Consider the following 21,842-nt stretch of genomic DNA (forward strand, 5'->3'; position numbering starts at 1 on the left):
TTTTAATTCCTTGGTATATTGGCTTTATCTTGGAGATATCATTTCACACTGACCATGTTGATATATGGCCCGTTCTCGACAGCGTCATATTTTCACTTCAAACAGCAATATCAGTTTGCCGCTATAATTGCCGGCAATGGTCCCCGTGGTGCCGACCGGTTGATGTGCGGCTATCGACAGCCAGTAATTGCCCGTCGAGGTATCGCCTATTAGCGCCGGGTTGCTGAAATCTACCGGCGTAGCACCCAGCGTCTGCAGTGCCGAGCCCTGGAGGCCAAAGGCCACCTGTTCGGTCGTAAAGGCCAGACTGGCGTCTGTTTCATGCGTCAGAACCAGAGGCTCGACCAGCGATACCTTAAAGTCACGCTCGTTGCGAATGCTGACCTGTACCGGTGCCTGCACCTGATAGCGGGTGATGTCGCTGCCGGCGCTGTTACTGAGCACCAGAGTGTCATACCAGCCACCGCCCGGTTTCTCTATGGTGATCCTCGGTAGATTAGTCAGGTTGATACTGACTGGCACGCTGCCGAGTGGGATATCAGCTGCACCCGTTACTACGCTGGTCAGCAGCAGCGTGACTCCCATTATTCTTTGCCATACCTTCATGGTGTCTATTCCCTGTTATTAGCCGTTAGCTATGCGCCACACGTAACGTTGAAGGGCTTGCTTTCTACCTTTCCGCTCAGCGTTTTCGCTACAAGCGTGCGTGGCGCATCGGGGTAGAGGTTAAAGTCGCCCAGATCTTTGCCGTCTTGTTTCAGTTCGGTAAATGCCGTGCGCACCGTACCGGTAGCCTCCAGCGTGATCCCGTCAGTGCCGCAGCGATGGCGCCAGGCTGTCGTCTGAACCGGGGGGAGCTGCCGCACCAGCCCCATGTAGCCCAAGCCGACCAGCATCACATTATCTTGGGTGCCGCTGATGCTGGCTTTCTGCTCGGGTATCACCGCCAGCCGATAGACCTTCTCTTTCGTGGTATTTTTCAGCACTTTCAACTGCACCTGCTTTTGTTGGCGCGGCCCCAATGACAGCTTGAACGGCGTAGCATAGAGAGACGGATCTTTGATCAACCCAAGCGGTATCGTTTGTTCTTCGCCTGAAGGCACGCCAGGATTGGTGACCTGATAGAGGGTGACAGTAACGAACTCGGGCTTATCGCCGGTGTTGATCACGTTAACGACCGCTTGCTCATCATCCACCTCTAACACCTTTGGGCTGATATCAATCAGCGCCTGCGGCGCGCCCCAGGGCAGCGCCAGCAACCCGATCCCAAACAGGGCGTTATGGGCAGCGTACTTCAAACGGTTGGCCATCAACGTTTCCTTTCAGGGAGGTGGCCGGGAACACCCGTGGCGTACCGGGGAAGACCTTTTGCTCGGCAGGAACGCTGCCGGCCGGTGTTGCCAGCAGGCTGTGGAACTTGCTGCTGACATTACCGGTGGCGGTCAATTGCAAGCCGCCTGCGGTGCACTGGTGCGCCCAACTATGGGTTTGAACCCCGGCTGGCGGCAGGTGATGGATCACCACACCATAAGCCACGCCAAAGGTCAGCGGAGCGGTGATTTTGTCTTTGCTCTCGTTGCCCACCACCTTGATGCTAGAGACTGGCACAATGTATAGGCGGTACAGGGTTTCCTTGGTTGGCACTTTCAGGGCGACCAGATTGATATCCCGCTTCTGGCCGGGGCCCAGCGTGATTTTTGCGGGGCTGGCCATCATCTCTGGCTGTGCAACTTCGCCAATCGCCGTTTTGCGTTCTGGGTTCTCTCCTGGATTTTCTACCCGCATCAGATCAATCTTCAGATACAGCGGTTTATCCCCAAGATTGCTGACCTGTACCGTACGTGATTGCTGCCCCTCCACCATAGTGCGTGCTGGCATCACCATCAGTTGCCCGTCAGCCTGCACCAGAGAGCTCAGGGCCAGCAGGCAGGTTGTGCCCAGTACGGCAAAGATCGTCTTTATCTGTTTCATGTTAGTCATGGCTGTATTCTCATCATTAATCTATAAATATCATTCAGTTAATCAGGGTGCAGGTGTAGTAGTTCCCTTTCGGCTTTCTCATGTCGCAGCGATAGCGCCCTTGTTTGCCGTTAAGCATCACCTCTGTCAGCAGGGTTGACGAGGTGAGCGAGAACAGGCCATTGGGATAGACCGTATCGCCACTTTCTTGCAGTATCCCGCTCACCGGTGCCCCCAATTTGTCGACCATAAATCCGTTGTACAGCATGTTCAGTTCTACCTCGGCCTTCACCGGGTACACCTGCCCTGGGTGCGCGCGGACAACGTTGGCGGGCAAACGGATATTCATGTCCATATTGGTGTCCACCGTCTGGGCCCGCGCGAAGGTCACATCCTGATAGCTTGCTAACGGCACCGCATAGGTGCTGCCCCCCGCGACAGGATAGCCTTCAACCTTGAAGCCGTACTTCGCTTCCCCCAAATCAGGGGTACTGACCAGCATTGCCGATCCACCAGGACTGGTGCGCCCTAACGCGATGCCGTCTTTGCTGGCGGCCAGCATGCCGTTATAGTTGAAGCTGCCATTGGTGATATGGTCGTCAATCCCCACACGCAATGAAGCATCTCCGCGCGTACCGCTACGCTGTGCGTTTAGGCCAACGGCGTTGGTACGGCCGATCTCGCTAAAGTCCACACCGGCTTGAGTGGTGCCAAAACTGTCTTCAAATTCACGCTGGTAACTGCCCCCGGTGTGTAACTTGCCGTTGTTGTAGGCGGCGTTAAAGGTTCCAGTATTGCGATCCAACATAAAGGTGGTGTTCAGATACACCCCGTAGTTATTGCTGCCGCTGTCGTACCCGCCTTTCTGTAACCCGGTAGAGATCACGGCCCAGACGCCGTTGCCACGCCAGTTCCAACTGCTTTGCCACTGATGGCGCTCACTGTTGGCATAGCGGCTGTAGTTGTAACCCAGGCGTGTTGGCCCGAATTGGCGGCTGTACGACAGTGAGGTGCTGTTATTCGCCGGGTAAAAGTCAGACACTGCCGTATTCTGGTACTTCGACGCAGACAGGTACCCCAGTTGCGGGTTACCGGCGCTCAGGCTGGCGTAGCCCCCGGTTCTTTTTTCCCCTGCCATCAGGCCAATCGTTGGTGTGATATCCACTTGCGCTATCTGCATCGGGCGGGTGAGGTTGTGCTCCATCGCCCAGCGGTTGCCGGTGCCCTTAAACAGAGAACTGCTGGCGGCAAACCAGTCGCTCTGGAAGTTGGCACCCGTACTGAGCAGGTTCCGCTGCGTATCAAGCTCTTTACCCAGCGTGACATACCAGCCGTTGCTGCCGCCGTAATTGACGTTGGCAATCTGCTGATTCTCGCGGCTGATCTCTTGGCCGTTACGATTGATCAGACGGATTTCCACACTGTAAAACCCACCCGGCAGTTGGTTGTAGTCAATCTCATTACGGCCAATCACCGCCGGTATACGGCGAATAAGCCGCCCGTCACGGTAGAACTCGTAGTCACCATCCGCGCTGGCAAACAGCACGATCTTGCCTGCAGACTGGCTATCACGTTTCAGGTTGTCTTGGCTTCCCAGCGTGACGAACTGGTCAAAACTGGGGTTGAGCGAGGTGCTGACGCTGCCCGCCGTCAGATCTCTGCTGTCCTGCCGTCCGCCACGCAAGTAGGTATTGGCAAAGTTTTTCTGTAGATACCAGGTACTGACCCCTTGGTCCGTCGACCGGGTATCAAAATTCTTATTGTCGTTGTAGTACCACCCCGCGTATCCGTAACTTTGCCAAGGCAGGCCGAGATACCCTTGGCCGTAAGCTGAAACGGCACGATAATCGTTAGAGGCGGTACGCACGTTCAGCGACTGATTGTGGATAAAGCCCATCATGGTCTTGGGCTGTACGTAACGTAGACTGCTGTCGTTAATGGTCAGCGACTGTTTAATCTTGTCCAGTGATACCGTCTGGCCGCTGACGGTATAGTCACAACCATTTGGGCAGACCGCATAGGGGATCTGGGGAAGAACCTTATTCAGTAAGGCTATCTGTTCGGTTGATACCCCGTTTCTGCGGTATAGCGCCTCATCAAACGTGAGACGATTATGTTGTGCTGACCAACTCACCGGACCGGGCAAAGGTTTGTTATCCAGGGTGGCCAAAAACTGCATGGAGATATCTTGGTCCGCGTCACTAAATCCAGCGGGGACCTGGTACTCGATCTGAGTGCTGTCGGCATAAGTTGTGGCTGGCAATGCCAGTAATAATAGACCTGTAGCCCATCCAGGGATAATTCTGCCCATCTCTTTTATTCCGTAAAAAGAAGGTATGTCCAGCAGAGAAATTATTTATTATTAATCACCGTCAATGGCTTAATAATAAATACGCCATAATGTATTTTGAGACTGTTCCTTTGGGTATGACCGAGTGTTTTTAAATAAACGTTATGTGCTGTTAAAGAACAGGGTTACCTAAAATAACCCTGTTGCTTTACATAACCATTATGCCTCTAATTGAATGGGCGTTAGCCTTTCTGCAATTAGAATTATTCAGGATATATTTGAAAGAGTATTTTTAACTATTAGATTTTAGGTTCGAACAGCATAACCAGGTCACCCTGATATGAACCATTGTTGCCACCCGTTGCGGCAGTAGGTGCCTTGGCATTGATTTTCAGCGTATAAGTGCTGTCAAAAGCCCCCGCGACCCCGTTGACCTGCTTGATATTCAATGCGGTGCCCTGAACCACAGGCTTGCCAGCAAAAGTAATAGCAACGTCAGACAGTTGAGCGCCATCCTCACGAGACACGGTCAGCGGTTGTACCAGGGATACGTTGACTTCATCGTCGGTAGTCCAGATACGTACCGGCAGATCGTTAGAAGCAAATGCGGTCTGGCGGTAATCGGTAGCATATAATTCTTCTTTATCATACCAGGTGCTGCCATCTGGCTTAGAAACATAGATGGCATCGTTGATATTAGCAACGATAGTAATTTCTTTTTTCACACCATCAGCAGCCTGCGCCATACCGGTAGACAGAATTGCCGCAGCAAGGGTAGATAAAATGATCTTTTTCATGAGCTACTTTCCTTTTTCTATAAAAATGACGTCCTTATCGACAAGAAACGCCAACAACGTTTACATCTCAAGTGAGGGTTTTGAGTAAATAAATCCCCGGAGGAGTTATTTGCAACAAATCCTGTATTTAATTGAGCTTAGGTCAGAGTAAATATCCTGATATTCCCTTTCCAACGCATCAACGAGAATCACTATAGGATAATTCTACCTTGCTGGGGAGATGTCAAAATTGTTTTGCGCGATGCCAAAGCATGGTGGTGATTTTGTTTTTTTTAATAAAAACAATATGTTAATTTTCATCTATTGATATGTAAAAAAATATTTCTTTCATAAAATGAGAGGTACAGAAAGATTGCAGCTAATTTTTGACGGATGAGCTTATTATTTTGCTATATTTTTATTGAAGCGATGTGTTTGAGGATTCTTCTTTTGATGAGAAAAATCCCATCATATTGATATTTAATGTGTTTGCTGATGTCTCTTTATGTCTTCCCTTAGTCATTCACGTTGTTGCTCCCAGAGCTTCACTCAGTTGCCGCCTACATGCAACTCGAATTATTTAGGGGTTAGAAAGAGCGTTGGAAAGTGGTTCTAAATTGATTAGCCCAGAGGTGCCTCATGTCGCGTTTGCCTACAGTAAGCCATCTCAAAATTTTTGAGGCCATTATTCAACATGGCGGCATGCGCGCGGCCGCAAAGGTGCTAAATCAAACTCAATCGAATATGTCTCGTTCTCTGCGTGAGTTGGAGACGATCTTGGGCGCGAAACTGATGGTTAGCGACACGAAGGGTATGGTGCTGACTGATATTGGCAGGCGCTTCGAATCCCGTGTCAGACTGGTGCTGAGTGAGTTAGAAACTGCGGTAAACGAAGTGAAGCAGGTCAAGGAGTTGCACCAGGGGAGTGTCTCATTTGGTTGTTCCCACACCAAGGTGTTCAGATTTATCTCCAATGCCGTTACGGGCATTCTGCAGGCTTACCCCAATGCAGAGATAACGCTTTACGAAGGCCAGCAGTCTGAGATATTGCCCGCCCTGCGGGAAGGGAAGCTGGATTTCTTTATTGGCATAATCTCTAACGCCATCTCTTTGGGGGAGTTTATCGAAGAGCCTCTCTTTTCCTGTTCATTCGGTGTCATTGCCAGAAAAGGCCATCCTTTGGCGCAGGCGACCTCTTTGGCAGCGCTTCGCAATGCCAAATGGTATCTCCCGGTGGCCGATGCGGGATATTACAACGATCTCGAGTCCCTTTTTTTCCCAGCGGAAGCCGAAACAGAAAACTCGATATTGAAAGGGGACTCCGTCGCGGTGGCAGAACATTTGATCTTAGAAGCTGACTACCTGTCCATCAGCCCTAAGCTGATTGAACACACGGATTCGATGAAAGATCTCTTTTGCTTTATCCCGTTGAAAGAAAAACTGCCTGATGGCCATTACAGTTTGCTTTATCGTCAACAAACCACGCTGCCACCCTTAGCGCGGCTGTTAATCACGGAAATCCACAAAGAGTGCAGCAATGATATTGCCATAAATAGAGGGCGGAGCGTTTCCAGCATCAGTACCCCACAGGAGAGGGATTGACGCCTATCCAAAGCACCATCGATAAAGCCAAGGAGGCGTTATCAATGGTGCCACGGAATTACACCATCGGGCGGATGAACGCCCACATCCGCTCCCAGTTGATCAGCGCCAACAAGACGGCGGCTGCAAACAGAACAAACATGATCCTCGAGAACATATCAACACTCCTTGTTAATAAAATCTGAACCTTTCACACTAAGTGGCTGATAGAGAGTGTACAACTGAAGCGCAAGGTTATATATATCCGTTTGATTATTTAAGAATTGACTAGGTACGCATTTAGCTAGGGCGGTGAGTTTACCGCCCTGAAGATGTGAAAATCAGTTGAGAATGCCGTTCAGCACCAGCATGGCGATCATCCCGCCCGCAGCGGGGATCAGCGTGCGGCGGACAATCATAAAGGGTGAACACTCACCGGCTTTACTGACCGCAATAATCACCCCAGCAACCGGGGAAATCGATCTTCCCATACCCGCCATCAATTGCATCGGCAGAATCATGCTGACGGCGCTTTCACCAAACTTGGCGGCAATGCCCGGTGCCAAGCCGGAGAAAGAAAAGAACGCGGCGACGCCGGAGCCGGTCAGTGCTGCAGTCACGCAAACCAGCAGGGCCATCACAACGGTCATATTGCCGAAGCCAAAACCGGCGGCCTGAACGGTGTGGATGATGAAATCCACGGCCCCGATGATTTGCAGCCCCTGGGCGAAGACGTCGGCACACACCAGCAGGGAGACGATGCTGGTAAACATCGACCCCATCCCTTTAAAGAATACCTGGATCCCTTTGCAGGCCGCTTTGAAATCCCGCCTGACCAGCAGTTCACAGAAAAATGCCAGTAAGGTGCCGATGATCATGGCGGTCACCACGTCAACCTTGATACTGCTGACGATGAGCGGGCTGAAGACGATCACCAGAATGACCGGGAATATCGGCAGGAAAGCGTAAAACGCCGGGACTTTCTCGCTGTTTTCATCGGTTTGTGGCTGGTGGTGCTGTTGGGCCACCACGTGCCCGTCTTTGGCATCAAAATAGCGTGCGGTGAAGAAGATCAGTACGGCCACCACCAGCATCACCCCGGTGGCGACCGGCAGTTGGTAGTGGGCAAAGTAGATCGCTGTTTCCATACCGGCGTGTTTTGCCGCCAGGTTAGCGGTGCCGACCGCCGGGCCGAGATCCATAAATGCCGACATACCGATCATTGAAGCTGCAGCGGCTTTACTGACCCCTAAACGCACCAGCACCGGGAAGAAGGTCACCAGTAACAGCATGGCTAAACCGGCCGCACTGGAGATCGCCACATGCAGCAATTGAGACAAGATGTAGCCGATCGCCAAAATCAGGTAAGGGGCTTTGATCATCTGCAGCGGCTTGATACACAGATTCACCATCGAGTTCGACGCTTTGATGTGATCCATATAATCGGCAAACCCCCCCGCCGCCATAATGATCAAGCCGATACCGGCGACTTGGGTGGTCAAGGATTCTTTAACAAAGGCAAAAATATCCCCACCGACCCAGCCGATAGACTTGGCTTTACCATACAGGATCGACTGTTCCGGGAAGAAGATTGCCGTGATGAGTAATAAACTCAACCCGGCCAGCAGCAATATGGCCTGCGGCTGATAGTTTTTGATAATAAACCAGGCGGCAAGAACGGTAATGATTATGCCAATGATAAATCCAGTCATCGTAGCCCCCTATTTTCAGTGATTGGCGATAAATTCACGCAGCAAGGCGTTGTAATAGTCCGGAGCCTGAAAATAAGGCGCATGGCCCAGACCGGGCATCTCGATGTGCTGGGTATAAGGCACCAGCGCTAACAGATCGGCTTTTAATTTTGGCTGTACCACGCCGTCTTTTTCGCCGGTCAAGATCAGCGTAGGCACGGATATCTGCGGCAGCAGCGGGCGGTTATCGGCCAACTGCAGCATCCGCGTTGCGCGTCTCAAGCCTTCCAGATTGGTTTGTGCCGCAATCTCTGCCGCGTAGTCCAATACCGCAGCGGGCACGTCGGGGAAGGGGAGCAGATCGCGTGCGCGGTTTCTGCCATAGGCTTCGCGGCCGATTTCAGCCAGCTCTTTCAGCCGGGTTTCCAATTTTTCTGAGATCGGTGCCGTTTCTGGTGCGCCATAGCCCGGGTGTGTGCAGGACAGAACCAGATTTTTGATCCTCTCGGGATGCCGGGCAGCGTAGCGGCTGGCAATGGTTCCCCCCATTGAATGGCCAACCAGGGACACTTTTTCATCACCAAGGTGCAGAATCAGGTGATGTAACATCTGCTCATAGGCATCGATCTCAGCGGCGACCAGCGCTGAGTCGGCATACCCCGGAGCATCCCAGGCGACGATGCGGTAAGTGGGCGAAAGTGCGGCAAATTGGAACGGCCAGGCTTTAGAACTGCCGAGAATACCGTGCAAGAAGATAATGGTTTCACCGGCTCCACAAGTGCGGAAAGATAAATTCCCTTGTGGGGTGGTCATTATTTGTTGCTCAGGGCAAACAGGAATCTCTCTGTTTTCACTGCTCATTATAGAAACCTCGTTGAATAAAATAAAAGCCAGATATAAATTGCCATCATGGCAGATGTTTTTTATTAGCTGAAAATGATGCCAATACGCACATTGGCAAATAAATAAGTTATTTTCTCTTATTATGAATTAACGCTGATTTGATTCTATTTATTAAAAACGTTAAAGGCTTCAAATAGGGATTCCATTACGTGGAAGTTATCACCCAATTCATTATCGGTCACCTCTCCCATGTAATTCACCAACGCTTCAATCAGCACAAATCCGGCACTGCGGCTGCTGAACAACCCGCTGTGCTGGCTCTCCATCAGCAGCAGTGCGGTAGCGAAGTGGCTGAACGGATTGACGGCGTTATCGGTGATCACGATAGTATCGCCGCGATTCTGATAAAACCATTTTATCAGCCGTGTGGTCACGCTGGAGAAGCGGTAGTAGGAGATGGCAAGCAGCACATCACCTTTGCGCGAATCGATTAATTTATGTGGCAGATTAGCAATGTTGGCATCCAGCAGCACAATGTCTTTTTTAATATATCTGCCGAGCAGATAAAAATATTCTGCCAAGGCATGTGCCGTGGCGCTGCCAATCACATAAAGCCGCTTTTGCGGATCGCAAATCAGCGCAATAGTTTTCTCCAAATCCTTTCTGTTGATGTTATTTAACGTGTTGTTAATGTTATTCGTGATTTCGCCACAGTGCTTTTCAATATACTCAATGCCATTGTTGGTGTTTTTCTTTTTATTAAATCGCTCGATGGGCGAAATATTCCTGAGAAGATCGGGCTCAGTGGTGGACTGTTTAAAATCCCGAAAGCCATTGAAGCCGATTTTCATCATAAACCGCCCCAGGGTTGACTTGGCAATGTCGACCTCATTGCAGATATCAATCACTTTGCTGTAGGGGATTGACTCAAAATGTTTGTCGAAATAGTCGATAATACGCCGGTCGGTATCGGTAAGATTACCCAGGTTGGCAATACGTTGAGAGAAATCGGCTCTGTTCATGTCATTCTTCCCTGTTTGCCAACTGTGGAGTCATTAATAACAAAACCCAAGGTAGAAAAAACGGGAATCAAAAATTCCCCTGTCAGAAGTGTGTGTCATCTCTCATTCCCTCCCGATCGGCGTCGCTAGCTGGCATTAGGGATGCCCCTGGAGGCCTTAGGTTAGGCAAACCAGCTACTCTGTCCGATGTGCTAAGGGCAAAAAGAAACCCCCACACAATCTCAGCGTGCAATATTGTGCAGGGGCAGGTTCAGCCTTGTGGTGGAGTTACTTTTTCTCTACGGCAGCCTGAATGGCATCAGCGAGAGAGCCAACGTATTTCTCTGCCGTCCTTAATTGGTATTCAACACCGTTGCCATCATTGGTGTCAGACAGCGTTGCCTTCAAAAGCTCCAATGCCGCCTGCACGGCCAGTAATCTGCGCTTTTGCTCTTCTGTCGGTGCGAGCCCGGAGCCAAAATAATTCTCTAACATATTCGTTTCCCTTTGCTAGACCTACCGAAATGGCGGACAACATGCTGTATATTGAAGTTATACCCGGATTTTTCAAGGTATTTCCTGAATATTTTGATCCGAGGGGGCCTGGGGGAGAAGGCAGAAGGGGGACGGGTTCCCCATTTTGGCCATCAGCACGCGTGAGCCTGGATGACACGTGCATTAGCTTTTGCTGCGGGGGAGCAGGTTAATGGCGCAAATAGATACCCCGGTAATTTGCCTCTTTAAAGCACGGTGCGATCCACCGCAGCACTTTGTGTCCGCTGGGTGATTCGGTGACCTGCAGTTTGCTGTAATCTTGATGGAATCGATATTGTGCATAAAAATATAGCACCATATTAAAAAATAGAATGAACAAGCGGCTGGGCGGGATGGAAATTAATGTTTATTGTGTTGGGCTGGTGGTTTCTTCCCATCGCTACCTACCGTCGGCCACTAAAAACATGAATAATAGTATGGTTTTTATTTCATTATGCTCATTAAATCCCCCTGTGTGAAAATCCAAAAGCCTATTTATTAGCAGGTTGCAACTGACTGATGGCTTGATCAGAAGTTACATCTGTCACATCACACTTACGTTTACATGACAGTTCTATACATTTTGGCTGGTAGTGTAGAACCTACCCGATGATGTTGTGTTATTTCTTTATCTGTAGCGTATGACCATCCCCTTATTGACGTTTATCCCGCCTCGTGCGGGATTTTTTTATCTATCGATACGATGGCGTGCTGGGTTGAGGAACTTATCGGCAGATGGCATAAGCTGCGTATGGCAGACCAGCGCACGGCTACGGCGTGGTGCCTGGGGCTTCAGCGTAATTCACTTTTTTGCACAATTGAGCACTATGCTAAGAAACGTTATTAGCCTGCTTGGGCTAACACTGCATTTCGTATCATTGTGCCTGGTCCCTAGCCGGGCTTTTTTCGTTGCGCTTTGGCGAGACTTGCAGGAAAATAAGCCATGATAAAGAAGACGTTCAGAAGATGAGTTATATTCTTTTCAGTTCAGGGTCTTTTTCAAAGGGTAACGTTTTAAGCTATGCTTTGATTAGCCGTTTGTTATTAAGGATTAATTTCTGTAAACGCGAACCTCCAATTCCCGAAAAAGTGAATTAAGCTGATTCCGTTCAATAAGGAGTTGTACAGTTTCTTGATTGATTCATTTGGTTTTTTTAGAGGGGAGAAGTTTTTTTCATTCTCACTTTGCCGGGAAAGAGAGTATGCATAAAGTATTTATGGTTATTTTAACGTTGTGGATCAGGTTATGAACGCTGGGTCACATTCGAAGCAACGTCTGCCTGCCACAGTTCTGTCGATAACCCTTTTCTTGCTGGCCTTCCTGCTTTCTCTGATGGGGATTTTTACCCGTCCTTTGGGGGCACTATCGCTGTTTTGGCCGGTGAACGCCATTCTACTCGGTTTGCTGCTGCGTAAACCCGCTTATGCCACTTTTGTGGGCTGGATGGCTATTTACGTTGGTATGGTTGCGGCCGATCTGACTACCGGTGAAGGTTGGTCGCTCGCCCTTTGGCTTAATGCCAGCAATATGGCGCTGATCGCGGCTGGCTATGTGGTGATGCTGCTGCTGCCAAAAGCCCAGCGGCGGCTGGGAAAACCACAGGCGATTCTATATATGTTTACCGCCTGCCTGCTGGGGGCGGCGATCTCTGCGACGCTGTCGGTGCTGCGTCATGACGCCTTGTACTTCAACTCGGTCCCCGCGGCCTGGGGGGCGTGGTTCAGCGAGCAATTTTCAACTAACCTCCTGATCTTGCCTGTAATTCTGGCCGCTCCGCGTTTGAAACAACTGTTGCGCATCCAAATTGACTGGCAATGGCGTAGCAGTATGCCGTTCTTGGCCCTGCTGTGTTCGCTGGTGTTCAGCCTGTATATCGGTGGGCCGGGAGCGATAGCGTTCCCGATCCCCGCATTGCTGTGGTGCGCCGTGCGTTACCAGTTGTTCAGCGTCACCTTGCTGACGTTGCTGACTGGGGTAACCGAGATTATCAGCGTTTCCAGCAATATTATGCTGTATCAAACACCGGGACCTAACGCCGCCGTGCTGGATACGCTGATGTCAGCCCGTTTGGGGATTGCCATGTTGGTGATGGGGCCGTTAATCCTGGCCAGCTCACTCGTTGTGAATCGCAAACTGCTGCGCCAACTGGAGCACAGTGCTAATCATGATTTTCTTACCGGGGCATTGGGGCGCAGTGCATTTATACGTAAGGCGCGAGAATTGCTGGAATATAAGCACCAAACCAAAGAGGCGGTGTCACTGCTGTTGATCGATATCGATCACTTCAAACTGATTAACGATATGTACGATCATGCGATCGGCGATCGGGTGTTGGCAACCTTTTCTCATATTCTGCGGCGTGAACTGCGCCACGATCAGCTATTTGGCCGGCTCGGTGGTGAGGAGTTTGCCATCATGATGCCGCGTGCGTTGGCTACGCAGGCCGTGGCACTGGGGGAATATCTGCGCAAGCGGGTGGAAAGTGCGGATATGAATCCGGCTGGCAAAACCCCGCTGCGGATCACCATCAGTGTCGGTGTCGCCAGCTTGGCGATGAATGAGGAAAAATCCCTCGAGCAACTGATGAATATGGCGGATACAGCGCTTTATCGCGCCAAGTCTCAGGGCCACAACCGCGTCGAATCGTTCAACACCATCAGTACTCATAGCGTGCGTCATGACATGTTCAAATAACCTTCAACCCTGTTTCGGCGTAAACTGAGTGCCGCAGTTTGGGCAGATCAGGGTGATGTTCTTGCGTAATTTAGAACACTGCTGCTCGGTGACATAGCTGCATTTAGGGCAGGCGATTTGGGTTTTGCGGTTGTTAAAACCTTTGACGCTAATGGATTCAGACATGGTGTGTACCTGTGTCAGATGAAAACTCACGCTAACACAGGTGACATTAAATTGCTTTGATTGTTTTCCTGCCGGGTTACAACGTCTTTAGCGCCTTCAGCGTTTCATCAATATCAATTTCGTGCTCTGAAAAGGTATTAGTCACATTCTGGAACGTCGTAATGGACAACATGCGCAGGGTTTCCAGCGCTTGTGGTGTTTCAGCCACCTGCGGGCGGATGCGGTTCATCAGTAAACCTACTGAAAGCACGGTATTTTCTTTATCGACATCGGCTTTTACCGGCACGTCTTTAGTAAAGGTATGGAAGGATTTGATGCTGGAGATTTTGATCCTTTCATTAGCTATGGTGATATATTTGCTGGGCGCTTGTACTTTTACCGCATAGGCAGATGGCCCTTTGGTATTGTTGGTGGGTTCAAAGGTCACCAGCGCATTTTTTTTGATCAGCTCCGGGTTCTGCACTTTAATCACGTGAAAATAACGATTTTCCCCGTTCTCGTCGGTGATAAAACCGAAGCCTTTGTCTGCAAAAAAAGTCGTTATCTTGCCGTTCATCATTATTCTCGTAAAATCGTTCGTCACAGTGTTTATGATAGCGTGGAATGCCTTGCTGTGACAGAGGGGCGGTGTTCTGCGGTGAAAGTAGCAGGATCCTCAGAGGTTCGGGCTGCGTTGCTAACGTTTACTGACTGTAACAATCAGTTTACTGTGCCGGTTGCGGTCTTTTTCACTTTTTATCGATTTTATGTGATCTCGGTTGTGGACAAAATCCCCTCTAATTGCTGTACTGTATTTGACACACACTTTGTGTCTTACATTCACGTTAAAGGTAAGTTTGATGTCTAAGATTAAAGGTAGCGTTAAGTGGTTTAATGAATCCAAAGGTTTCGGTTTCATTACTCCGGAAGATGGTAGCAAGGACGTTTTCGTTCATTTCTCTGCCATCGCTAGCAATGGTTTCAAAACTCTTGCTGAAGGCCAGCGTGTAGAATTTGAAATCACGAACGGTGCCAAAGGGCCATCTGCTGCTAACGTTATCGCTATCTAAGCTACAGTAGCCGAAATTCTTAAAACCCGCTCCATGAGCGGGTTTTTTATTGCCCGCTCAGCCAACTGACCAACATAAACGCCAGCAGCGTCATGGTCAGCGATCCCGCCAGATTGAGCAACGTATTGACGATGGCCCACACCAGACGGCCATCCTGTAACAGATAAACAACCTCGACAGAAAACGTGGAAAACGTGGTCAACCCGCCACAAAAGCCGGTGGTGATCAGCAGTTTCCAGGTCGCATCCAGGTGCGTCATTCGCGTAAACAGTGCGAGGGCCAAGCCGATAATGAACCCGCCAACCAGATTCACACTCAGCGTACCTAAGGGGATATGCTGATGCAGTGGATTCATCTTCATACTTACCATCCAGCGCAACACGCTGCCTAAGCCACCGCCAATAAACACAGCCAGTAAAGAACTCAACATGATCGAAAACCTGTTCACAAAAAATTGAGGAAACTCAGAAAGGTTCGGGCATGACACTACGTTCCCCTCTGAGAGGTTACGTAGACATCATCAGCCGGTGAGGGCGGTTATGGAGGAATGTCATCTCCGTCTGTCGGCACGGGTATTTTTACCAGGCCAGATGGATTTTACATGCTGCGGCACCTATTTTGTAGTATTAGGCCACAAAGAGGAGTGAAAGAATGGAGATTCGTAAAGCTTGTATGGCCGATCGTGATGGTATTACGGCACTTTTGACGGCTTTGGATTACCCCAATACCGAGGCTTTTATCGATAAACGGTTGGCACAGCTACTGATACATGAGGATGAGAATTTGTTGGTAGCGAGCGAGCAGGGGAAAGTGCTTGGGATTCTTTCATTGCACTTTATCCCGCAGTTGGCGTTGGCTGGAGATTTTTGCCGTATCAGCTATTTCTGTGTTGATAGCCAAGGGCGTAGCGGTGGTATCGGGCAACGCTTGCTTGCTGTCGGAGAGCGATTGGCAAGACAGCGTGGTTGTGATCGCATCGAAGTGCATTGCCACAGCCGACGCGAACGTGCGCATGCGTTCTACCAACGAGAAGGATTCAGGGAGGTGCCGAAATATTTCATGAAGCCTTTGCATCAGGACTGAGGAACAGCCAATTCCTGGCGGTTGCGGCCATTATTTTTCGCTCGATATAACGCACCATCCGCCGCTTTCAGCCAATCTTGGTAACCGCGCATCCCTGGCTGGTATTCAGCGATACCGGCGCTGATGTGCAACCTGAGCTCGGGCGCTTCACGGAAAACGATTGCATTTAAACTTTCCTGAATGCGTTTCAGCGCCTGGCTGGCTTGCTCGGCGCTAGTATTCGGCAACACAGCACCAAATTCATCCCCACCGTAGCGGCCTACGATATCTACCACACGTAATCCCAGCAGCAACTCTTCCGCAAGAACGATCAACGCCTCATCCCCCAGTGCATGGCCGAAGGTATCATTAATCGTCTTGAAGTGATCAATATCCATCAGGATCAGCGTGGCTTTGCGGCCATAACGCTGGCAACCGTCAAACTCGTTGTGCAACAGATGTTCCCAATGGCGACGGTTATAGAGGCCCGTTAAACCATCTCGCATACTGATACGCAACAGTTCGCGCTTTTTTTCTGCCAAGTGTTTGGCGGTATGGTAGGTGACAAACCCAAGAAATGTCGGGTAGATAAAGATCATGGGTAAGCAAAGATACAACTGCAGTGGCGTGGTTTGCGGATAAAAAGGAAAACCAAGCACGGCACTGGTCAGCACGGCACCGATAATCTGCGCTGTCAGCCCTTTAAAAAATAGCGAAAGTCCACCGGAAGCAATATTGTTCATACCCATCATAGAGAGGATCACCACCGTGGGCAGGGCATTAAAACCCATGGCAGCCACCCAGGCACCGCCCATCAAGGCATCTATCAGCAGATTGCGGATCTCGGTAGCAAAGGGTTTATCAGAACGGATGGACCACTGATAAGCAATATGGGGCCAGATAAAACCATTAAATGCCAGCAGTAGCCATACGGCAAACGGCGGATGTAAAGGGTAGATGGCGGCAAGCACGCAAAGCGAACCAATCCCCAGGCCGACGATACGTGGCAGGTAAGTGCGTTTGGCAAAACCGAGCCCCGATCGTCGTGTCGTCGCCGTTGTTGTAGCGATTAATGGAGCGATTGGCATCCAACGCCTCCCCTGTAGTTAATGATGCAGCGTATCATGCACTTGAGAAACGCTAAATAGAGAAACATGCCCCATACTGTAAGCATAGATCATCTCTGCCAGATCTCACTCTGTTACATGTTGTTGTTGTTCCAAATGCTGGAAAGTAGCTAAATATTGATAGGCAAGGTTTGTTCCCCCGCTGCATCTTGCAGCCATAATGAAAAAGAAGGTGAATATGGAAGGTATCAGTATTACCAAACTTCTGGTGATTGCGGTGTTGATCGTATTGCTGTTTGGCACCAGCAAACTGCGCACCCTCGGGGCAGATTTAGGGGCGGCACTGAAAGGTTTCAAAAAAGCCGTAGGGGAAGATGCTCCACCCGCGCAAAATACCGCAGAGAATCAGGCTACACAGCAGAGCGTCGAGAAGAAAGACGTGTAATTTTGCGTGCTGTTGAGCAATAAAAAACGGATGCCGTGAGGACATCCGCTTTTTGGTGTTTTTGCGCGCCGAAGCGTAACAAAAAATTACCGTGCTTATTTCACTTCCAACCCTTTCGCCTGCAGATCGGCATGGTAGGAGGAGCGAACAAACGGGCCGCAGGCGGCATGGGTGAAGCCCATCGCCATGGCTTCTTCTTTCATTTCGTCAAACTCTGCCGGGCTGACATAGCGCTGCACAGGCAGATGGTGGCGGCTTGGCTGCAGATACTGACCCAGAGTCAGCATGGTAACGCCATGGCGGCGCAGATCGCGCATCACCTCTACGATTTCCGCATTGGTTTCACCCAGGCCGACCATCAGGCCCGACTTGGTTGGGATATCCGGATGCGCTTCTTTAAAACGCTCCAGCAGCTTCAGTGACCACTCATAGTTAGCACCTGGGCGCACCTGGCGATAAATACGCGGCACGTTTTCCAGGTTGTGGTTGAACACGTCAGGTGGGGTAGCCGTGAGGATCTCCAGGGCGCGGTCCATGCGGCCACGGAAATCGGGCACCAGCGTTTCGATCTTGATATTGGGGCTTTTAGCGCGGATTGCGGCGATACAGTCGGCAAAATGCTGTGCACCGCCATCACGCAGATCGTCGCGATCAACCGAGGTAATGACCACGTAACGCAGCGCCATATCGGCAATGGTCTGCGCCAGTTTTTCCGGCTCATTGGCATCCGGGGCAACCGGGCGGCCATGGGCTACGTCGCAGAATGGGCAGCGGCGGGTGCAGATGGCACCCAGGATCATGAAGGTTGCTGTCCCATGGTTGAAGCATTCGGACAGGTTCGGGCATGAAGCCTCTTCGCACACCGAATGCAGACCATTCTTGCGCATCGCGGCTTTGATGCCCTGAATACGCGTAGAGTCGGCAGGGAGTTTGATCTTCATCCACTCGGGTTTGCGTAACAGCTCCTGCCGTTCGGTGACCACCGTCTTAACCGGGATCAACGCCATTTTGTCTGCATCGCGGTATTTGACGCCGCGTTCCATCTGAATCGGTTTACTCATAATCGTGCAGGTTCCAGTTACGTAGCTCGACCGTCTGGTAGCCGAGTAAATGAACAAATTCCTGTACCAGGATTGGATGAACGTCTTCTATGCTGACGCCAGGCACCAGCGCGCTGACTTGTGTCATCTGCATGCCGGCGTAACCACAGGGGTTGATGCGCAAAAACGGGGCCAGATCCATCGCGACATTCAGGGCCAGGCCATGAAAGGAACTGCCTTTGCGGATGCGCAAGCCCAGTGAACAAATCTTCTGTTCGCCCACGTAAACGCCGGGTGCATCCGGGCGCGCGCGTGATGTGATGTTGAAATGGGCGAGGGTGTTGATCACCGTCTCTTCCAGTGCGGTGACCAGTTGGCGTACGCCAACTTTGTTGCGTTTGAGATCCACCAGCACATACAGCACCTGCTGACCGGGGCCATGGTAGGTCACTTGGCCGCCGCGATCGCTCTGCACCACCGGGATATCCCCTGGCATCAGAACGTGTTCCGCTTTGCCGGCCTGCCCCTGAGTAAACACCGGCTGATGCTGCACCAGCCACAGCTCATCGGGCGTGGATTCGGTGCGGCTGTCGGTGAAGTGATGCATGGCTTGGGATACAGGCGCATAGGGCTGCAACCCCAGGTGACGCAAAATGATCTTATTATGTTGCAAACGAGTCATCGTCAGGTTACAGAAGTGAGAAAACCATTATACCGAGCGCTCTGGCTCACGACCAGCATTTATCCCCAGCACCCAGGCACAGCCCGAACGGGCGATGCCGGTGGGGGTTATAGGCTGGAATTACAGCACCATGCGGACAATCTCAATGTTGCCTAACTCTTCATAGAGTGTTTCCACCTGGTCGATATGGGTCGCGGTGATGGTGATGGAAACGGAGTGGTAATTGCCTTTGCTGCTCGGTTTAACCTGCGGGTTGTAATCCCCTGGAGCATGGCGCTGCACCACTTCAACCACCTGGTCTACCAACTCGGGTTGTGCCAGGCCCATTACTTTGTAGGTAAAGGAACAAGGGAATTCGAGCAGTTCGTTCAGTTTAGTTTTTTGCATGTGAATGCGCTCCGTGGGTAAAGCTTGTCTATAAAGTATAACTCCCGCCGGAGCGGGAGTGATTGCTAAGTAGGATATGGGGCCAAAATTCCCCGTTTCAAGCCTTAGCCAAACCAGTGGTGGAACATCAGCTTGATGTAATCTACCAGACGGCTGAAGATGCCGCCTTCTTTCACTTCGTTCAATACCACCAGCGGGCGTTGATCGATAGTCTTGCCATCCAACTGGAAGTTGATGGTGCCGACCACCTGATTTTTTGCCAGCGGCGCGTGGATTTCCGGCGTGTTCAGCACATAGCTGGCTTTTAGATCTTTCATCCGGCCACGCGGGATGGTCAGGAAAGCGTCTTTATCCACGCCCAGTTCTACGCGGTCGGCATCGCCAAACCAGACCGGCTCTGAGGCAAATTCCTTACCTGCTTTCAGCGGTGCGACGGTTTCAAAGAAACGGAAGCCCCAGGTCAGCAATTTTTTACTTTCGGTTTCACGCCCTTTGAAGGTGCGGCCACCCAGTACGGCGGAGATCAGGCGCATCTGGCCTTCGGTCGCCGATGCCACCAGGTTGTAACCGGCGGCCTCGGTGTGGCCGGTTTTGATCCCATCAACGTTCAGGCTGGTATCCCACAGCAAACCGTTACGGTTCATCTGGCGAATGTTGTTGAAGGTAAACTCTTTTTCTTTATAGATGGCGTATTCGTCAGGGACGTCACGGATCAGCGCCTGGCCGATCAGCGCCATATCACGCGCAGAGCTGAACTGGCCTTCTGCATCCAGGCCATGTACGGTCTGGAAGTGGGTATTCTGCAGGCCAAGCTGCTTGACATAGGTGTTCATCAGGTTGACGAACGCATCCTGGCTGCCAGCAACGTAGTCGGCCATGGCGACACAGGCATCGTTACCGGATTGCAGGTTGATGCCGCGCGTCAGTTTGGAAACCGGCACCCGATCGCCGGGCTTCAGGAACATCAGCGAGGAGCCTTTAAACACCGGGTTACCGGTGGCCCAGGCATCCTGGCCGATGGTGACCATATCATCCTGGCCAATCTTGCCGGATTTCAGCGCCTGGCCAATGACATAGCTGGTCATCATTTTGGTCAGGCTGGCGGGATCGCGACGCGCGTCGGCATTCGACTCTGCCAACACTTTACCGGAGTTGTAATCAATCAGGATGTACGCTTGTGCATCAATTTGCGGGACACCCGGGATCATGGTTTTGATATTAACGTCGTCTGCATGGGCAACTGACGCTGCGCTTATCGCGATGACGGTGCCGAGCGTTAGGCTCTTGATTAAGCGAAAAGAAGTTACATGTTTCATGATCGGAACGACAACATCCGTGAGATTAAGTTAAAAAACGAGCCACACTATAACAGATGGGATCCCGGCAGGCATTAGGCATTCACCCGACTGATAGTGGTTTACCTATATTTACCTGAAAGAAAATGTTTCAGCTAAAAAATGGGCTATCAGCCGTAATCGCCTACCGAGCGTCACGCTTTAGGGTGCAGCAGTGATAAAAGATTGTTGCTGTGCTTCACTGGCCAGGCGCTGCTGCAGTTGCGCCGCCTGTTGACGATTATTGAACGGACCTAGCTGAACACGGTAGACGTTGCCATTGGCAGAGACTTTACCGGGAACGCCAAACTGCTGGCTCAGTTGTTGCTGCCAGCTTTGTGCACGTTCGGCGTTGCTCAAGGCACCCACCTGGACCACGACGCTACCGCCTGCGCTGGCTGCCGTGCTGGCAACAGCCGGCGCGGTGACGGCAGGGGCTGTAACGGCCGGTTGTGGTTCCGAGCCTTCCAGTACGCCAGCCGGTAAGGCGCTTGGCGCTCCCAGGAACCCGCCACTGCGCATTGGGGCATCACCGCTGTCGCTGTTGTTCAGGCTACTGTTATCAATTGGGCGCACGGCAGCACCATGGTCAACCGGCGGCTCTTGCTGTACGGGGGTTCCCATGCTGCTTGAACTGAGGTCTGGGCGCTGTGGCAAGGCATAACTCTGTTTGGCAACCACGGTGCCGATGGAACCTGGGCCGCTCAGCGAGCCATCAGGGGCTACGCTGATAAAGTCCACTTTCACCTTGGTATTGCTCGTCAGGTTGAGGCGATCGGCCACCGCTTTTGACAGATCGATAATCCGGCCTTGCGTATAAGGGCCGCGATCGTTGACGCGCACCACCAACTGGCGGCCATTGGCCAGGTTGGTCACGCGCACGTAGCTTGGGATTGGCAGAGTAGGGTGCGCGGCGGTCAGGGCATTGGGATCAAACCGCTCACCAATGGCCGTGGTATTGCCGTTGGCTTCTTCGCCATACCAGGCGGCCAGACCCGTCTGCGAAAAGTTTTGCGGATCTTTCACAATGCGATAGGTATCGCCATTGACCTTATAATCCTGCATGGTAGTTGGGTTATAGGGCTCATACCGAGGCTCCACACCGCCAATTTCAGTGACGGGCCCGTTGTAGGGCTGCTGCTGTGGAGCCGGTGTTTCTTCCGTGGTAGTGGTACAGGCTGAAAGTAATACCGCAACAGCAACTGCACCGACCCAAAGCCATTCCTTACGCATTACTCACC

23 protein-coding genes and 1 riboswitch are annotated in these 21,842 nt (G+C 51.2%); of the genes, 5 read left to right on the forward strand and 18 right to left on the reverse strand.

Annotated elements, in window-relative coordinates; all coding sequences use genetic code 11:
• Positions 1–84: 84 nt before the first annotated feature.
• The 5 genes from WG891_RS07775 to WG891_RS07795 all read right to left on the reverse strand — a co-directional run bounded on the left by WG891_RS07775 (position 85) and on the right by WG891_RS07795 (position 5,046).
• Positions 85–606: a fimbrial protein gene (locus WG891_RS07775; protein ID WP_337262021.1), complete on the reverse strand. Its 522-nt coding sequence runs from the start codon at positions 604–606 to the stop codon at positions 85–87.
• Positions 607–635: 29 nt separating this feature from the next.
• Positions 636–1,310, reverse strand: a complete 675-nt coding sequence (locus tag WG891_RS07780; RefSeq protein ID WP_337262022.1) for a hypothetical protein — start codon at positions 1,308–1,310, stop codon at positions 636–638.
• Positions 1,279–1,962 carry a pilus assembly protein gene (locus WG891_RS07785; RefSeq protein ID WP_443006064.1) on the reverse strand — a complete coding sequence of 228 codons (684 nt, stop codon included), beginning with the start codon at positions 1,960–1,962 and terminating at the stop codon, positions 1,279–1,281. The genes WG891_RS07780 and WG891_RS07785 overlap by 32 nt, the downstream gene beginning before the upstream one ends.
• 52 nt (positions 1,963–2,014) lie before the next feature.
• Complete coding sequence (locus WG891_RS07790) at positions 2,015–4,138, reverse strand: TcfC E-set like domain-containing protein (protein ID WP_337262024.1); 2,124 nt, start codon at positions 4,136–4,138, stop codon at positions 2,015–2,017.
• Positions 4,139–4,548: 410 nt separating this feature from the next.
• A complete protein-coding gene (locus WG891_RS07795) occupies positions 4,549–5,046 on the reverse strand; it encodes a CS1 type fimbrial major subunit (protein WP_337262025.1) in 498 nt (165 codons plus the stop codon).
• A 618-nt stretch (positions 5,047–5,664) separates the two neighbouring features.
• Here WG891_RS07795 and WG891_RS07800 point away from each other — a divergent pair.
• Positions 5,665–6,627: a LysR substrate-binding domain-containing protein gene (locus WG891_RS07800; protein WP_337262026.1), complete on the forward strand. Its 963-nt coding sequence runs from the start codon at positions 5,665–5,667 to the stop codon at positions 6,625–6,627.
• Between the two features lie 320 nt (positions 6,628–6,947).
• On the opposite strand, the gene dcuC is transcribed toward WG891_RS07800, so the two are convergent.
• The 4 genes from dcuC to WG891_RS07820 form a co-directional block, all read right to left on the reverse strand.
• On the reverse strand, positions 6,948–8,318 hold the full coding sequence (dcuC, locus tag WG891_RS07805) for a C4-dicarboxylate transporter DcuC (protein WP_337262027.1): 1,371 nt from the start codon (positions 8,316–8,318) through the stop codon (positions 6,948–6,950).
• A 15-nt stretch (positions 8,319–8,333) separates the two neighbouring features.
• On the reverse strand, positions 8,334–9,110 hold the full coding sequence (locus WG891_RS07810; protein WP_337262028.1) for an alpha/beta fold hydrolase: 777 nt from the start codon (positions 9,108–9,110) through the stop codon (positions 8,334–8,336).
• 194 nt (positions 9,111–9,304) lie between these two features.
• Positions 9,305–10,162, reverse strand: coding sequence for a MurR/RpiR family transcriptional regulator (locus tag WG891_RS07815; RefSeq protein WP_337262029.1), 858 nt, complete (start codon positions 10,160–10,162; stop codon positions 9,305–9,307).
• 267 nt (positions 10,163–10,429) lie between these two features.
• A complete protein-coding gene (locus WG891_RS07820) occupies positions 10,430–10,636 on the reverse strand; it encodes a hypothetical protein (RefSeq protein WP_076940750.1) in 207 nt (68 codons plus the stop codon).
• Positions 10,637–11,921: 1,285 nt separating this feature from the next.
• On the opposite strand from WG891_RS07820, the gene WG891_RS07830 reads away from it, so the two are divergent.
• Positions 11,922–13,370: a GGDEF domain-containing protein gene (locus WG891_RS07830; RefSeq protein WP_337262030.1), complete on the forward strand. Its 1,449-nt coding sequence runs from the start codon at positions 11,922–11,924 to the stop codon at positions 13,368–13,370.
• 3 nt (positions 13,371–13,373) lie between these two features.
• On the opposite strand, the gene WG891_RS07835 is transcribed toward WG891_RS07830, so the two are convergent.
• Positions 13,374–13,535, reverse strand: a complete 162-nt coding sequence (locus WG891_RS07835; protein WP_167370511.1) for a YnfU family zinc-binding protein — start codon at positions 13,533–13,535, stop codon at positions 13,374–13,376.
• A 76-nt stretch (positions 13,536–13,611) separates the two neighbouring features.
• Positions 13,612–14,091 carry a cold-shock protein gene (locus tag WG891_RS07840; protein WP_337262150.1) on the reverse strand — a complete coding sequence of 160 codons (480 nt, stop codon included), beginning with the start codon at positions 14,089–14,091 and terminating at the stop codon, positions 13,612–13,614.
• A gap of 283 nt (positions 14,092–14,374) precedes the next feature.
• Between WG891_RS07840 and cspE the strand changes: the two genes are divergently transcribed.
• Entirely contained in the window at positions 14,375–14,584 is a 210-nt protein-coding gene (cspE, locus tag WG891_RS07845; protein WP_002210315.1) for a transcription antiterminator/RNA stability regulator CspE, read from the forward strand.
• A gap of 46 nt (positions 14,585–14,630) precedes the next feature.
• Here the strand turns inward: cspE and crcB are convergent, their stop codons facing one another.
• Positions 14,631–15,014 carry a fluoride efflux transporter CrcB gene (gene crcB, locus WG891_RS07850; RefSeq protein WP_337262031.1) on the reverse strand — a complete coding sequence of 128 codons (384 nt, stop codon included), beginning with the start codon at positions 15,012–15,014 and terminating at the stop codon, positions 14,631–14,633.
• 74 nt (positions 15,015–15,088) lie between these two features.
• A riboswitch (Fluoride riboswitch) is annotated at positions 15,089–15,151 on the reverse strand.
• 84 nt (positions 15,152–15,235) lie between these two features.
• On the opposite strand from crcB, the gene WG891_RS07855 reads away from it, so the two are divergent.
• Positions 15,236–15,667, forward strand: coding sequence for a GNAT family N-acetyltransferase (locus WG891_RS07855; protein ID WP_337262032.1), 432 nt, complete (start codon positions 15,236–15,238; stop codon positions 15,665–15,667).
• On the opposite strand, the gene WG891_RS07860 is transcribed toward WG891_RS07855, so the two are convergent.
• A complete protein-coding gene (locus tag WG891_RS07860; RefSeq protein ID WP_337262033.1) occupies positions 15,658–16,734 on the reverse strand; it encodes a diguanylate cyclase in 1,077 nt (358 codons plus the stop codon). The genes WG891_RS07855 and WG891_RS07860 overlap by 10 nt on opposite strands.
• Before the next feature lie 217 nt (positions 16,735–16,951).
• Here WG891_RS07860 and tatA point away from each other — a divergent pair, with 217 nt between their 5' ends.
• Positions 16,952–17,158, forward strand: a complete 207-nt coding sequence (gene tatA / locus WG891_RS07865) for a Sec-independent protein translocase subunit TatA (RefSeq protein WP_337262034.1) — start codon at positions 16,952–16,954, stop codon at positions 17,156–17,158.
• Between the two features lie 95 nt (positions 17,159–17,253).
• On the opposite strand, the gene lipA is transcribed toward tatA, so the two are convergent.
• From lipA to rlpA, 5 genes are all read right to left on the reverse strand, one after another.
• Entirely contained in the window at positions 17,254–18,219 is a 966-nt protein-coding gene (gene lipA, locus WG891_RS07870) for a lipoyl synthase (protein ID WP_076940763.1), read from the reverse strand.
• The gene (lipB, locus tag WG891_RS07875) at positions 18,212–18,880 is read right to left on the reverse strand and encodes a lipoyl(octanoyl) transferase LipB (protein WP_337262035.1); all 669 of its coding nucleotides are present in this window, start codon (positions 18,878–18,880) and stop codon (positions 18,212–18,214) included. Before lipB ends, lipA begins: the two co-directional genes overlap by 8 nt.
• Positions 18,881–19,000: 120 nt before the next feature.
• The gene (gene ybeD, locus WG891_RS07880) at positions 19,001–19,267 is read right to left on the reverse strand and encodes a DUF493 family protein YbeD (RefSeq protein WP_024911480.1); all 267 of its coding nucleotides are present in this window, start codon (positions 19,265–19,267) and stop codon (positions 19,001–19,003) included.
• Between the two features lie 104 nt (positions 19,268–19,371).
• Complete coding sequence (gene dacA / locus WG891_RS07885) at positions 19,372–20,583, reverse strand: D-alanyl-D-alanine carboxypeptidase DacA (protein WP_076940767.1); 1,212 nt, start codon at positions 20,581–20,583, stop codon at positions 19,372–19,374.
• 180 nt (positions 20,584–20,763) lie between these two features.
• On the reverse strand, positions 20,764–21,834 hold the full coding sequence (rlpA, locus tag WG891_RS07890) for an endolytic peptidoglycan transglycosylase RlpA (RefSeq protein WP_337262036.1): 1,071 nt from the start codon (positions 21,832–21,834) through the stop codon (positions 20,764–20,766).
• Positions 21,835–21,842 lie beyond the last annotated feature (8 nt).

The sequence above is a fragment of the Serratia sp. MMO-28 genome, assembly GCF_037199905.1.
In the GTDB taxonomy this organism is placed as follows: Bacteria; Pseudomonadota; Gammaproteobacteria; order Enterobacterales; family Enterobacteriaceae; genus Chania; species Chania oryzae.

Bases quoted from the DNA above. Each gene is read 5' to 3' on its own strand.
- WG891_RS07855 (WP_337262032.1), top strand. From the start codon at position 15,236: ATGGAGATTCGTAAAGCTTGTATGGCCGATCGTGATGGTATTACGGCA.
- WG891_RS07800 (WP_337262026.1), top strand. From the start codon at position 5,665: ATGTCGCGTTTGCCTACAGTAAGCCATCTCAAAATTTTTGAGGCCATT.
- lipB (WP_337262035.1), bottom strand. From the start codon at position 18,880: ATGACTCGTTTGCAACATAATAAGATCATTTTGCGTCACCTGGGGTTG.
- WG891_RS07815 (WP_337262029.1), bottom strand. From the start codon at position 10,162: ATGAACAGAGCCGATTTCTCTCAACGTATTGCCAACCTGGGTAATCTT.
- lipA (WP_076940763.1), bottom strand. From the start codon at position 18,219: ATGAGTAAACCGATTCAGATGGAACGCGGCGTCAAATACCGCGATGCA.
- WG891_RS07820 (WP_076940750.1), bottom strand. From the start codon at position 10,636: ATGTTAGAGAATTATTTTGGCTCCGGGCTCGCACCGACAGAAGAGCAA.
- dcuC (WP_337262027.1), bottom strand. From the start codon at position 8,318: ATGACTGGATTTATCATTGGCATAATCATTACCGTTCTTGCCGCCTGG.
- WG891_RS07860 (WP_337262033.1), bottom strand. From the start codon at position 16,734: ATGCCAATCGCTCCATTAATCGCTACAACAACGGCGACGACACGACGA.
- WG891_RS07775 (WP_337262021.1), bottom strand. From the start codon at position 606: ATGAAGGTATGGCAAAGAATAATGGGAGTCACGCTGCTGCTGACCAGC.
- crcB (WP_337262031.1), bottom strand. From the start codon at position 15,014: ATGTTGAGTTCTTTACTGGCTGTGTTTATTGGCGGTGGCTTAGGCAGC.
- WG891_RS07790 (WP_337262024.1), bottom strand. From the start codon at position 4,138: ATGCAGTTTTTGGCCACCCTGGATAACAAACCTTTGCCCGGTCCGGTG.
- ybeD (WP_024911480.1), bottom strand. From the start codon at position 19,267: ATGCAAAAAACTAAACTGAACGAACTGCTCGAATTCCCTTGTTCCTTT.
- WG891_RS07810 (WP_337262028.1), bottom strand. From the start codon at position 9,110: ATGACCACCCCACAAGGGAATTTATCTTTCCGCACTTGTGGAGCCGGT.
- WG891_RS07780 (WP_337262022.1), bottom strand. From the start codon at position 1,310: ATGGCCAACCGTTTGAAGTACGCTGCCCATAACGCCCTGTTTGGGATC.
- rlpA (WP_337262036.1), bottom strand. From the start codon at position 21,834: ATGCGTAAGGAATGGCTTTGGGTCGGTGCAGTTGCTGTTGCGGTATTA.
- WG891_RS07795 (WP_337262025.1), bottom strand. From the start codon at position 5,046: ATGAAAAAGATCATTTTATCTACCCTTGCTGCGGCAATTCTGTCTACC.
- dacA (WP_076940767.1), bottom strand. From the start codon at position 20,583: ATGAAACATGTAACTTCTTTTCGCTTAATCAAGAGCCTAACGCTCGGC.
- WG891_RS07835 (WP_167370511.1), bottom strand. From the start codon at position 13,535: ATGTCTGAATCCATTAGCGTCAAAGGTTTTAACAACCGCAAAACCCAA.
- WG891_RS07830 (WP_337262030.1), top strand. From the start codon at position 11,922: ATGAACGCTGGGTCACATTCGAAGCAACGTCTGCCTGCCACAGTTCTG.
- WG891_RS07840 (WP_337262150.1), bottom strand. From the start codon at position 14,091: ATGAACGGCAAGATAACGACTTTTTTTGCAGACAAAGGCTTCGGTTTT.
- cspE (WP_002210315.1), top strand. From the start codon at position 14,375: ATGTCTAAGATTAAAGGTAGCGTTAAGTGGTTTAATGAATCCAAAGGT.
- tatA (WP_337262034.1), top strand. From the start codon at position 16,952: ATGGAAGGTATCAGTATTACCAAACTTCTGGTGATTGCGGTGTTGATC.